The sequence below is a fragment of the Streptococcus sp. SCPM-O-B-15304 (M98) genome, from assembly GCF_058200215.1.
The window spans coordinates 45,679-58,513 of sequence record NZ_JBYQGQ010000008.1 but is presented as its reverse complement, the minus strand read 5'-3'; the positions used below and the strand labels follow the sequence as shown (position 1 = coordinate 58,513).

At 31.5% G+C, this 12,835-nt stretch carries 10 protein-coding genes; all 10 read left to right on the top strand.

The genetic code is table 11. The annotated features are described in order from the left end of the window. Positions 1 to 4 precede the first annotated feature (4 nt). The 10 genes from AC3E7H_RS06355 (at position 5) to AC3E7H_RS06310 (ending at position 12,229) form a co-directional block, all read left to right on the top strand. Positions 5 to 1,555 (top strand): ClC family H(+)/Cl(-) exchange transporter, encoded by a 1,551-nt coding sequence (locus tag AC3E7H_RS06355; RefSeq protein ID WP_045763873.1) that lies wholly within the window; start codon positions 5 to 7, stop codon positions 1,553 to 1,555. Positions 1,556 to 2,515: 960 nt separating this feature from the next. Then, the gene (locus AC3E7H_RS06350) at positions 2,516 to 3,538 is read left to right on the top strand and encodes a hypothetical protein (protein ID WP_075228601.1); all 1,023 of its coding nucleotides are present in this window, start codon (positions 2,516 to 2,518) and stop codon (positions 3,536 to 3,538) included. Further along, complete coding sequence (locus AC3E7H_RS06345) at positions 3,525 to 5,006, top strand: LA2681 family HEPN domain-containing protein (RefSeq protein WP_490676265.1); 1,482 nt, start codon at positions 3,525 to 3,527, stop codon at positions 5,004 to 5,006. Before AC3E7H_RS06350 ends, AC3E7H_RS06345 begins: the two co-directional genes overlap by 14 nt. A 652-nt stretch (positions 5,007 to 5,658) precedes the next feature. Then, positions 5,659 to 6,258 carry a hypothetical protein gene (locus AC3E7H_RS06340; RefSeq protein WP_004252832.1) on the top strand — a complete coding sequence of 200 codons (600 nt, stop codon included), beginning with the start codon at positions 5,659 to 5,661 and terminating at the stop codon, positions 6,256 to 6,258. A 286-nt stretch (positions 6,259 to 6,544) separates the two neighbouring features. Then, positions 6,545 to 7,246: a lantibiotic protection ABC transporter ATP-binding protein PcfF gene (gene pcfF / locus AC3E7H_RS06335; protein WP_004252834.1), complete on the top strand. Its 702-nt coding sequence runs from the start codon at positions 6,545 to 6,547 to the stop codon at positions 7,244 to 7,246. Positions 7,247 to 7,250: 4 nt separating this feature from the next. Further along, complete coding sequence (gene pcfE / locus AC3E7H_RS06330) at positions 7,251 to 7,991, top strand: lantibiotic protection ABC transporter permease PcfE (protein WP_004252835.1); 741 nt, start codon at positions 7,251 to 7,253, stop codon at positions 7,989 to 7,991. Beyond that, a complete protein-coding gene (gene pcfG / locus AC3E7H_RS06325; RefSeq protein WP_049517878.1) occupies positions 7,991 to 8,731 on the top strand; it encodes a lantibiotic protection ABC transporter permease PcfG in 741 nt (246 codons plus the stop codon). Before pcfE ends, pcfG begins: the two co-directional genes overlap by 1 nt. A 75-nt stretch (positions 8,732 to 8,806) precedes the next feature. Next, the gene (locus tag AC3E7H_RS06320; protein WP_004252839.1) at positions 8,807 to 9,466 is read left to right on the top strand and encodes a response regulator transcription factor; all 660 of its coding nucleotides are present in this window, start codon (positions 8,807 to 8,809) and stop codon (positions 9,464 to 9,466) included. Further along, positions 9,457 to 10,824, top strand: a complete 1,368-nt coding sequence (locus AC3E7H_RS06315; RefSeq protein WP_023918143.1) for a sensor histidine kinase — start codon at positions 9,457 to 9,459, stop codon at positions 10,822 to 10,824. The genes AC3E7H_RS06320 and AC3E7H_RS06315 overlap by 10 nt, the downstream gene beginning before the upstream one ends. Before the next feature lie 526 nt (positions 10,825 to 11,350). Continuing rightward, positions 11,351 to 12,229 carry an aminoglycoside phosphotransferase family protein gene (locus AC3E7H_RS06310; RefSeq protein WP_004252845.1) on the top strand — a complete coding sequence of 293 codons (879 nt, stop codon included), beginning with the start codon at positions 11,351 to 11,353 and terminating at the stop codon, positions 12,227 to 12,229. The last annotated feature ends 606 nt before the right edge of the window (positions 12,230 to 12,835 follow it).

Sequence of the window (12,835 nt, the reverse complement as noted above, 5' to 3'; positions counted from 1 at the left end):
AATTATGGAGGAACAGTCGGAAACACTTAGTTCCAAGAAAGAATTTGCCTTCGCATCTAGTACAATTCTATCTCAAGTAGGACGAGGAATTATCGTTGGATTAGTCGTGGGCCTTATTGTTGGGTCTTTTCGGTTTTTGATTGAAAAAGGCTTTCATGTCGTTCAAGGACTATATCTAGACCAAGAAAATCTACTTCGAAATCTATTGATCATTTTATTGTTATATATTCTAATTTGCTTGCTTAGTGCCAAATTAACACGCTCAGAAAAAGATATTAAAGGTTCTGGTATTCCTCAAGTTGAAGCAGAGTTAAAAGGTCTCATGTCACTCAACTGGTGGAGTGTGCTATGGAAGAAATATGTTCTTGGTATTCTCGCGATTGCTAGTGGACTCATGCTCGGTCGTGAAGGTCCAAGTATTCAACTAGGTGCTGTTGGAGGTAAAGGAATTGCAAAATGGCTGAAATCTAGCCCAGTAGAAGAGCGTTCTTTAATCGCAAGTGGAGCTGCTGCTGGACTTGCTGCTGCCTTTAATGCACCGATTGCAGGGTTATTATTTGTAGTAGAAGAAGTCTATCACCATTTTTCAAGATTTTTCTGGGTTTCTACCTTGGCCGCCAGTCTGGTAGCAAACTTTGTTTCCCTTCTCATCTTCGGCTTAACACCCGTTCTGGATATGCCAGATGATATCCCTCTCATGAGCTTGAATCAATATTGGATTTATCTGGTGATGGGAATTTTTCTTGGACTCTCAGGTTTTCTTTATGAAAAAGCCGTTCTGAATGTAGGCAAAGTTTATGAATGGGTTGGCCAAAAGCTTAACATTAATAAAGCTTATCATCCAATTCTTGCTTTTATCCTGATCATTCCAGTTGGAATATTTCTACCTCAAATACTTGGTGGAGGTAATCAGGTTGTCTTATCCTTAACAGAACAAGATTATAGTTTTCAAATTCTCTTACTTTACTTTATCATCCGCTTTATCTGGAGCATGATCAGTTACGGAAGTGGACTACCAGGTGGTATTTTCTTACCAATTTTAGCATTAGGTTCTTTACTTGGTGCCCTAGTAGGCGTTATTTGCGTCAATCTTGGACTCGTCACCCAGCAGCAATTTCCTATATTTGTAATTCTTGGAATGAGTGGTTATTTTGGGGCTATCTCAAAAGCACCTTTGACAGCAATGATTCTCGTGACGGAAATGGTCGGTGATATCCGCAATCTAATGCCATTAGGGATGGTGACCCTAGTTGCCTATATTGTTATGGATCTGCTAAAAGGGGCGCCCGTTTATGAAGCCATGTTGGAAAAAATGCTACCAGAATCGGCAACTGATGATGGAGAAGTTACACTAATAGAAATCCCGGTTTCAGACAAAATAGCTGGTAAACAGGTACACGAACTCAATTTACCTCATAATGTCCTCATCACAACCCAAGTACATAACGGTAAAAGTAAGACAGTTAATGGTTCTACAAGGATGTATCTAGGGGATATGATTCATCTCGTGATTCCAAAAAGTGAAATTGGAAAAGTAAAAGATTTGCTTTTATAACAGTATTAATTTACATAATTTATGTTATGTTGTATCGGATAATGATTTAAGAAAAAGATTTTTCAGATTTATTTAATCGACAGATTCTTATAGATGAAAACAATATAAAAACAAAAACTCGGTCTCTAGATGATGAGAACGAGTTTTTGTTTTTCGGTTAAATATACTGTAGAAGTTAAAAAAATTTTAAAACTATAAGTTCAAGGAAGCAATGATTCACCATATTTTAAGCGATTTTTCAAAACTAAAAGTTTATGTACAATTGACTTAACATGAGCTAAACAATTGATACAACTGAATTAGAAGCATAAAGTACATTCTTTAAGGAGTGTACTTTATTTTTGTTTTGTACATTATTCTGGAGTGGTATTTTGCAAGAACACTTTGTACAGTTTAAAAAAATATAGATAAATAAAAACACTCTAAATTTCATTAAATTGATATTAGAGTGTTTTTTTATTGTCAAAATGTACATTTGAAATATTTTTAGTTTTCACTTAAATAAAGTACATTTTCACCTGAATTGAGAGTAGTAAAAAATTCCAGTGTTCACTTAAATAAAGTACATAATTGAGTATAATTGGCTTAAAAATTTTTTTGGTTATGTGTTTTTACTAAGACAATCCGATAAAAACTAAAAGTTTATGTACAATTGACTAAACAAGACTTAAACCATTGATATAACTGAATTAGAAGCATAAAGTACATTATTTAAAAAGTGTACTTTATTTTTGTTTTGTACATTATTTTGGAGTGGTATTTTGTATGTTTTGTAGTACGTAATATTCTCTAATCTAAGAAATTGATTTGTACATTTTTTACTCTAATTGGTGTAGAAGAAGTGGTGGTTCAATTGTACATTTTATTTAAAATATTTATGGTTATAAGATTAGTATTCGAAGCATAAATAAAGTAGATACAGTGGTATAATAGTGTCAAAAGACTTTCAGGAGAAATGAGATGAGATCGCATACAGTTATTCTAGGCGCTGGTGCTACTATTGCAGCAATACCAGATGGTGATAAAAACGGCAAAAGTTCTTCAGTTATGAATGGATTGCTAAAAAAACTAAATTTAGAAGAAATTCTTGCTGGTGTTGAATTACAGACAAAGAGCGAAAATTTAGAGGATATCTACTCAGAATTATTTGAGAGAGAAGAGTGCTCCGAAATAGTTAGAAAGCTAGAAGAAAGACTCTATGATTATTTTGCTTCGTTGGAGTTACCTGATGAACCAACAATTTATGATTTTTTAATATTAAGTTTAACTAATAAAGATTGTATAGCTACGTTTAATTGGGACCCTTTACTTATACAGGCTTATATTCGCTGCTCAAAAATTACTCTGAACTTGCCAAAAATTCTTTGTTTACATGGGAATGTAGCTGTTGGGTTTTGTGAAGAACATATTGAGTTTGGAGGAGTAGATTGCTACTGCCCAACATGTTATAAAAAATTAAATCCAACAAAATTATTGTATCCCGTAAAAAACAAAGACTATTCTTCCGATGGATACATAAATTGGTGTTGGAAAGCATTAGATTACTTTGTCGATCATTCATATATGTTAACTATTTTTGGATACAGTGCTCCTAAGAGCGATGTAGATGCTGTTAATTTAATGAAAAAAGCATGGGGAAATATTGAAGACCGACCACTTGAAGAAGTTTCCGTAATAGATATTGTAGACGAAGAGACTATGCTAAATACATGGAAAGACTTTATTCATAGCCATCATTATAGGTATTCAAATTCATTTTTTGATTCTTACTTAGCAAAATTTCCAAGAAGAACTTGTGAAACTGTATTTGCAACATTTTCATTAAATGTTCCTTCTGATGGTAGTAGAGGTTTTAAAGAGAATTTTAATTGGGACATGATAAAAGAGTTTTTATCTGATATGTTAGTTGAAGAACAGGAAAATAAAGGAAAATCAAATTTAAAATCGAAATATTTAGTTTGGGGTGAAGATGTTAACAAATAATCCAATTAATCATAGTGTACTTAAATTGTCAATGGATTTCGATAATGCTTTTAAACATAAAAATATAGAGGAAATCTATAGACTAATAGAATTTGGAAAAAATATGGAAAATACTATTGATGATATTTCCAAAATTCAATTATTTTATTCTATTGGAACAGCATACGCTGATATATTTGAACTAAGTGATAACTTAGTTTTCAACATAGATACCGATTTTACAGTTCAACAAATTTATTACTTTAGAAAAGCTATCGAAATTTCAAATAATATTGATATAGATCCTGAGAACAATAGCTTTATTCACCCATTATTATGTTCACTATACACCAATTACGCAAATCTATTAGATGCTTGTGGTAGAAAACAGTTAGCTATTAAGATGTATTGTAAATGTATACAAATCAATCCAAGATTCACAATGGCTAGTGGTAACTTGGCTATTTGTCTACATCATTATCGTAATTTTTTGAATGATAACGAACATCTTCACTTTATTAAAAAAATTAAAAATTTAATAGAAACAAGTATAACTGTTTCAGATCCAAACAGAGTTGATTATGCAGAAAAGCGATTTATTGAACTTTACGAACAATATCTTAATTATAAAGACTTAGATGAATGCTCTTGTAAAACCATCGATTATAATCCTAATTCACAAAAGTATCGCGAATGGTGTTGGAACAACGGGCTGTATCTTAATCCACTTAATGACTTACAAGCTGACGATATAAATAGATATGATGATAATCTTTTACTACCAAGTTTATTATTTCAATCAGATAAAGATTTAAACAAATATTTTTCTATGTTTAATCAAATTAAGCAAGAATATGTTTATGCGCGTTATCTCTGTTTTAATAGCATTGAGATTGATTCGGTTCATTATGCTGACGAGTATGTTAATCTTATTGATTGTCTAGACTACGTACAATACTCTATCAGAATTGAAGGATTAAAAGCAGCTTTTAAAACACTATATTCATTATTAGATAAAGTAGCAATGCTTATAAATGAATATTATTGTCTAAAAATCATGCCTCGACAAGTAAATTTTCATTCAATCTGGAGAACAAATAGTAATTTAAATAAATTGTTGGATAAAAATATTGGTTTGTCTTCTATATTCTGGATATCGAAAGATTTTGATAATGGTGATAATTCTTTAACAGCAAATCCACACGCAAAGCTATTAAAAACTATTAGAAATTATTTAGAGCATAGATTTACTAATATTACATTGAATTTTATTGATGTAAATAAAGACAATGACGAAAGCAGATTATATCTAACTGAAATTGAATTGCAAGAGTGTACATTAGATTTATTAAATCTTGTAAGAGAAGTTATTTTTTCATTAAAAAATGCCATTCAAATAAGTGAAAATGAAAAACAATCTACTCTAAGCAGTGAAGTTGCTTTAATTCCGATAAATTATGAAGAAGTAGATTTGGAAGATAAATTATAGCATTAAGCATACAATTTATGGTCGTTATAAAAAGCAATAGTCTAAATTCATTTAACTAATCGACTTAACTAGAGCTAAACCATTGATAAAACTGAATTAGAAGGATAAAGTACACTCATTAAGCAGTGTACTTTATTTTTGTTTTGTACATTATTTGTTGATTGCTTAATCAATACTACATCTCTATCAGGCAATTCAGACTCCATTTAGTCCTCTAAAACTCACGTTGAGGCGGTATCACTGCTTGTACGAGCTGAAGCATCAGCGAGGTAGAAGAAGATGTTCTGCCCATGGGACAGCTGTCTTAGAGTAAGGAATTTACGACGAAACGATACGGTAACAGCGAACCGCTGAGAGTGTTTCTCTGCTCTTAAAAGTGAACGAAAGAAATAATGAAAAGCGTGAAGGTAGCTTCTCTAATCGAATAGAGGGTAAGAATCAGAGTAATAGTTCAAGTATGGCTTCTGGATACTATAGTCTGACATGCTATCAATCTATTTCAGAAGCTGGACAAATTGTAATAACTTTCCTTGAAGGAACTGAGGTAGATTTATAAGAGACTGTGACTGGGAAGTTGCAGTCTTTTTAGGGGTTTAATGGTATAATGTAATTATAAATGTGGATATTGTCTAAATACTCTGGAGGACGCATAATGTTGAATTTAGTAAAAGGTCACCGAGTTACCTTGGTAGAAAACCTGTTTGAATCATTTACAAAGTTAACTGAACATCATTTGATGGCGAATGTACACTCAGAAAAAATATTAGAGGTTTTTCAACACTTTATTGCGATTCATGACGAGCCCTTGTTTTTTATTTTGGAATTGCCTGTCAGTATTGATAGAGAAAAAGTAATAGCAAAGAATATTATCAAGGAATCCCATAAGGATGTTTATTATATTGATGGTTGTTCAAGAGAGGAATGCCTAGAACTGTTGATTAGATACGGTGATTTGCTTGTTAATGATGGACTAAGTAAGTTTGGATTTGGTGGGCATAAAAGTCATGATGAGATCATGCTTGATAGCTATAATGTTGTGACAATTTATAGTAAAGAACTATCGAAATTTAATGACTTTTTTGAACCTCATAATATTCAATTTGTAGAAGAACTAGTGACAGCTTGGAAAACTTTTTCTAAGACCTCACCAGGAATCTCTGAAATCTATGAATGTAATGGAAAAACTGTTTATGATTTGCCTGAAGAATTAGCTGAATGGAGAATATATTTAGCTGAAACTCGAACAGAATAGGCATATCTATAGGATTAAAAAGAGAATACTTCAATTCCTTAAAATTTGATTTAGAGTAAGGTGGAGATTGAAGTTGTAAGATAAATAATGGTTATTTATGGCAGAACTCTGGTTCTGCCTTTTTTATTTATGAAGTATATGAAATATGGCATAAAAGACTAAAGAAAAAAATGCAAAACATTTAATATATTAGAATTTTCTTGCTACTTTTTAAAAATATTTTTTCCTTACAGAATCCTTAAAATTATTTTTTATACTATTTACAAGATTAAAGGAGGAATAAAATATGAACAAATATATTTTAGAAACAAATGAGCTAACAAAAGTTTTTGGAAAACAAAAAGCTGTAAATAATGTGTCATTAAAAATTGAGGAAAATTCAGTATATGGATTACTAGGACCTAATGGTGCAGGTAAATCTACGACATTAAAGATGATTACAGGTATGTTACACAAGACGTCAGGTGAAATTATGTTTGAAGGACATGAATGGAGTAGAAATGATTTATCAGATATTGGTGCTTTAATCGAGATGCCACCCTTATACGAAAATTTAAGTGCAAGAGAAAATCTTAAAGTTAGAACATTATTACTTGGATTGCCTGAAGCAAGAATTGATGAAGTTTTAGAAATTGTAGATTTAAAAAATACCGGAAAAAAGAAAAGCGGTCAATTTTCTTTGGGGATGAAACAAAGATTAGGTATTGCAATTGCTTTATTAAATAATCCTAAACTATTGATACTAGATGAACCGACAAACGGATTAGATCCATTAGGAATTCAAGAATTACGTGATTTGATACGTAGTTTTCCTGAAAAAGGGATAACAGTGATTTTATCAAGCCATATTCTGGCAGAAGTAGAACATACTGCAGATCACATAGGAATTATTCATGATGGAGAATTAAAATATCAAAACATCATTGATCATAATGAAAATTTAGAAGAACTTTTTATGGATGTTGTAAAGAATGGAAAGAGAGTATAGATTAATGAAAAATTATATTTTTGCAGAAACTTTGAAACACAAACACAGTTTTTTGTTGAAGATATTATTTATTGCACCAATTATATCTTTACTTGTTGCGTTTGTATTAATGCCATTATATTTTAGTGTAAATGCATATAATTGGTGGTATGTGATGATTATGCCAGCAACTTTCGCTTTAATACCAGCAATGATGCATAGAAAAGAAGAGAGAAAATTAAACTACCGAGCAATTTTTCCACTCAATATTGATTTAAAAACGATATGGATTTCAAAAATATTAACAGCTTCAATTTATCTAAGTATAACTGCTATTTTGCATATGCTAGGAGTATTTGTTTTTCAATTTTTCATTGGAGAACAATTAACAGGAAACTATGCATTCACGACATTATTATTCGCAAGTGTATTATTGGTTATAACTAACATATGGCAAGTTCCATTTTGTTTTTTCCTGGCTAAAAAGTTTGGGTTTATAGCAAGCATTGTAGTAAACGCTGTATTAGGTCTTGTGTTAGGAATTTTGTTAGCTGACGGTTCTATGTGGATTTATTGCCCTTATTCTTGGGGGATTAGATTGATGGTACCCGTTATGCGTATTTTACCGAACGGTATCCCAACAGAAGTATCAGATCCAATGATTTTAAACACATCCTTACTTGTTCCTTGTATTTTATCAATATGTTTGTTTACATTATTGACTTTCATTACTGCAAAATGGTTTTCTAAGCAAGAGGTGAAGTAATGATGAAAATATTAAAATCAGAGTTTTATAAATTGAAGCATACATGGATTCCCTGGGCTCACTTTATCTTACCTGTTTTATATGCACTAATATTTTATGGAGCAGCAACATTTACAAGTCTAAAAAATTTTTCTGATATGGATATCATACTGAATTATTTTGTGCTTTTAGGTGCTATCTTACCAATAATATTTGGTGCTATCACATCTAAGGTTGTTGACATGGAAGCAAGTGCTGGACGATTTCAAGTGATTCTATCAACTACAAAATCCAGAAGCAAGGCTTATGGCGGAAAACTTATAATGCTCTTATTGAGTTTTCTATTTTCTATAAGTTTAGCAGTTTTTATATTTGCAATGCTATTTGGTAATCAAGCGACTATGGCTTGGTTAATTGAATTATTATTAGTTTTTATAGGATGTTTATCTACATATATGATTCATTTATGCGTATCACTTATGTTAGGTGGTGGTGCATCTATTGGATTGGGATTTGTGGAAACGTTGATTGCTTTACTTTCAATAACCAATTTAGGTGAAAATATCTGGTATTATTTACCTTGTACTTGGGCATCGAGATTATCTGCAACATATATTGTTGGAAGTGAATTGGCTGATAGCTCATATTTAATTAAAGAGTTTACCATGTGGGGCTATGTAGCAATACCTATTACAGTAGTCATTTTTACTGGCTCTTTATTATGGTTCAATAGGTGGGGTGGAAAGTCAATCAGTGAATAATAGCTCTAAATGTATTTGTAAATGGAATATGGTATAATAATAATAAAATATTTATAAATATGGAGGTGGTTTGGTATGGCAAGAATTCTTGCTATAGATGATGAATTAGATATGCTGACTCTAATCAAGAATATTTTAATAAAAGGAGATCATATTGTTGATATTTACCAAACCACGGTAGATATTGATGAAAATAGTTTGGGGAAATATGACTTAATATTACTTGATGTAATGATGCCAGAGGTTGATGGAATCAGCTATTGTAAAAATATACGTAGCAAAGTGGATTGTCCGATTATCTTTTTAACTGCAAAAGCAATGGAAACGGATATAGTAGATGGCTTATTAAGTGGAGGAGATGACTATATTACCAAACCATTTGGTGTTGGTGAATTGTTAGCAAGGGTAGAAGCTCATCTGAGAAGAGAACAAAGAGAAAAACATTCGAGTTTAAACCTAGGGAATATAAGATTTGATTTATCCTCCAATCAAGTATTTGTGAAGGAAGAAGAAATTCATCTGACAAAGTCTGAGTATCAAATTTCTAAACTTTTAGCAAAGAGAAAGGGACAAGTTTTTTCAAGAGAACAAATATATGAAATGATTTTTGGATTTGATGGGATTGGTGATTCTTCTGCCATATCAGAACATGTAAAAAATATTAGAGCAAAGTTCTTAAAATTTGGTGAAAATCCAATTTCTACAGTTTGGGGGATTGGTTATAAATGGAATTAATTAGAAAAGGACAGTCGCTCAAAATAGTATTTCTTAAATACTTAATGACTGTTGGAGTTGGTTTAGGATGTGCCATCGTACTAGCTTTATTAACTTTTACAGCGTTTTATAGTGTTGGTTTGATTGTTCCGGCTAACCATACAGAAAATTTATTACAAAAAGATAAATATAAAATTTTAAATAAAATTGACTTTGATGAAGCATTGATACCTAAAGGAGCTAGCTATATGTTTTTATCGCCAGATGGTGAAGTGATAAAAACTAATATGGATGAAGCTATTCAACTGAAAGCTAAGAATTTTCACAATCATGAGGGATTTTCAACTCCATCTTCTTCATTTATAGAATTTAAAAGGAATGATGGATATGTATTAATCCATTATTCACTAGAGCCACGCTACAATAATGATTGGATGGAAAAATATTTCCCTAGCATAGATTTACTATTAATATTTTTATTAATCATTTTCTTTTTAATGAGTGCATTTGTGGCTACTCTAATCTGGGCAAAACGAATAACAAGGCAATTATCTCCAATGCTAGATGCATCAGATAAAATCGCCAACCATGAATTAGACTTTGAAATAGGAAGTTCAAATATCAAAGAATTTAATGATGTCTTAAATAGCCTTGATATAATGAAAAAAGCCTTAAGTGATTCATTAAGAGAGAATTGGATTAAAGAAGAGAATAAGAGAAGTCAGATATCGGCATTAATGCATGACTTAAAAACTCCGGTTTCTATTGTCCAAGGTAATGCTGAATTGTTAAAGGTAACTGATCTAACTGATGAACAAAAAGATTATGTAGCGTACATTATAAAAAATTCAACACGTATATCAGATTATACAAAAGCTCTGATGGAGATGAATCAGTCAATTAAATTAAACTCGTTGAATTTACAAAAAGTAAAGGTGTCAGAAATAATCGAAAGAGTTAGTGAAATAGCGAGAGAGATTACACTAATACATGACCGTACTATATCTAAATCTATTAATTGTGAAGATTCAGATGTAATGATAGATATACAATTATTTGAAAGAGTCATTCAAAATATATTTAGTAATGCTATTCAATATTCACCAGACAAATCCAACATTGAATTACTAATAATGACTACAGATAAGATACTTTCAATATCTGTGATAGACGAAGGCCCAGGATTTTCTAATGAGGATTTAAAACGAGGAACGGAGCAATTTTACCGTGGAGATAAGAGTAGACATTCAGCTACAAACTATGGTTTAGGTTTATATAATTCTTGGAAAATAATGTTATTACATAATGGACGCATCATATTAGAAAACAACTCGGATAAACATGGTGCAAGTGTAAAGTTAGAATTACCATTACTATAATAGAACAGGAATTGTTTTCAAATGGAATTTATTAAAAATATATCCTTTTTGCTTTTGGTGTAGAATAGAAAATTTACTCCGCTATCAAGCAAGAATCTTACATAGTAGAAAGCTAAATGAACTTTGATAACTGAACAAATTCTAAATGTTAACTTATAAATTTCTAGTAGGAACGGAAGAAAATCTGTGTTTAACTGCAACTAGTAAGTTGCAGTTTTTTATTTTGAATAATGATATAATAGGATAAGAAAATAATGAAAACGCTATATATTTGAAAGTTGATTAGGAAGTAGAAAGTATGAAAACAATTGATATGATTATTAAATCATCAACTGAATTTTATATCGATTTAGTTTATCAGCTTTCAGATACGGTGAGACACATTTTAACTTTATTATTAGGGAAAGCAACTAGATAGCGTATTATTAAGATATTTTTACATATTGGAAACTAAAGTGTAGACGAACTGGATGGGTTACTAGTGAAAACTGCAAGAAGTGTTGGAAAGTGAATCGGAGAGTGCTTGATGAATTTTATTAGTAAGATAGCCATAAATAAAGGCTGGTCAGATGATAAAAAATATTGTGTGACAGATCAAAATCAGCAAAAATATTTCTTGCGTGTTTCTGATAAGGAGAAGTTAGATTCTAAAAAATCTGAATATGATATGATGGAGAAAGTAGCTTCTCTTGGAATTCCGATGTGTAAACCGATTAGTATAGAACTCTGTGATGATGAAGTGCATTCTTTACACGAATGGATAGACGGGAAAGATGCAAGAGAAACCATTTTAACTGTTTCGAAAGAACAACAATACACTTACGGAGTAGAAGCAGGAAGTATACTTCGAAAAATTCATTCACTTCCTGTTACAGAAGTTCGTGAAGATTGGGAACCCTTTTTTAATCGTAAAATTGATGACAAAATCAAAAAATACAAAGAATGCCCCGTTCAATACGAGAATGGTCAGATTTTTATTGATTTTTTAAATGCAAATAGAGAATTATTAAAAGATAGACCTCAGGTTTTCCAACATGGAGATTATCATATCGGGAATTTCATGATTGGTGAAGATCGTAATATTTATGTCATTGACTTTGATCGATTTGACCTTGGAGATCCTTGGGAGGAATTCAATCGTATTGTATGGTCTGCTCAAGTTTCACCTTCTTTTGCCTCTGGTATGATAGATGGATATTTTGATCATAAGGTTCCAGATTTATTTTGGAAACTTCTTGCTATCTATATTCTAAATAACATAGTTGGTGCTCTTCCATGGTCTGTTCCTTACGGAGTTGAAGAAATATCAGTAATGCAAAATCAAGCTAAGGAAATTTTAGAATGGTATGATGATATGAAGCAAATCATTCCTAGTTGGTATTTGATTGAGAAAAAAGCTGAATAATAAAAGAGTTGATTAAAGAAGAATTTGGTAGTTGGGACGTTAAAAGTAAAGAGACTCAACAAGTTTACAAGTTAGCAAGTAAATTTTTTAAGTGACAATTATCAGCTATAAAGTTGAAAAATGGTAACTATAAAATAGTTTCATTCTACATTTTAATTTTAAACAACAACTCAGTTACTTTCGTTCTTTAATATAGGAGTATACTAGCACCACATGTTGAGGCGGTAAGTTTGCTAGTCAAGGAGTAAAACGACGAAGATTAGCATTTACTTCCGCCCATGCGATAGCTGTCCGTGATTGACAAGTGCTAGCACGCAGACAGAACGGAGATAGCGAACCGCTGAGTGTGTCGCTCTGCTCGTAAAAGCTTAGAAACCTTTGAACGAAAGGGATAATGAAAGCCTTGATTGCAAGGCTTTTTGCTTTATGGTGGGTAAGTATCAGAGTGAGAAAATTTTTGGAATGAGTAGAAGTGATAGCTAGAAATTATCAGTTTCTATTTCCATTTACCCTGTGGGTACGTGTTTGTTTCCATTGACAAGGAGTTTGTGGGAATAGAAATGTACCCACCTTGTTTGAATCAAGTGAAGTGTAGTTGAAGGAAAT

What these genes read in the sequence shown, in the direction of transcription:
- pcfF (WP_004252834.1), top strand. Translation starts at nt 6,545, where the DNA reads ATGAACAAATATATTTTAGAAACAAATGAGCTAACAAAAGTTTTTGGA.
- AC3E7H_RS06320 (WP_004252839.1), top strand. Translation starts at nt 8,807, where the DNA reads ATGGCAAGAATTCTTGCTATAGATGATGAATTAGATATGCTGACTCTA.
- AC3E7H_RS06345 (WP_490676265.1), top strand. Translation starts at nt 3,525, where the DNA reads ATGTTAACAAATAATCCAATTAATCATAGTGTACTTAAATTGTCAATG.
- pcfG (WP_049517878.1), top strand. Translation starts at nt 7,991, where the DNA reads ATGATGAAAATATTAAAATCAGAGTTTTATAAATTGAAGCATACATGG.
- AC3E7H_RS06315 (WP_023918143.1), top strand. Translation starts at nt 9,457, where the DNA reads ATGGAATTAATTAGAAAAGGACAGTCGCTCAAAATAGTATTTCTTAAA.
- pcfE (WP_004252835.1), top strand. Translation starts at nt 7,251, where the DNA reads ATGAAAAATTATATTTTTGCAGAAACTTTGAAACACAAACACAGTTTT.
- AC3E7H_RS06355 (WP_045763873.1), top strand. Translation starts at nt 5, where the DNA reads ATGGAGGAACAGTCGGAAACACTTAGTTCCAAGAAAGAATTTGCCTTC.
- AC3E7H_RS06310 (WP_004252845.1), top strand. Translation starts at nt 11,351, where the DNA reads ATGAATTTTATTAGTAAGATAGCCATAAATAAAGGCTGGTCAGATGAT.
- AC3E7H_RS06340 (WP_004252832.1), top strand. Translation starts at nt 5,659, where the DNA reads ATGTTGAATTTAGTAAAAGGTCACCGAGTTACCTTGGTAGAAAACCTG.
- AC3E7H_RS06350 (WP_075228601.1), top strand. Translation starts at nt 2,516, where the DNA reads ATGAGATCGCATACAGTTATTCTAGGCGCTGGTGCTACTATTGCAGCA.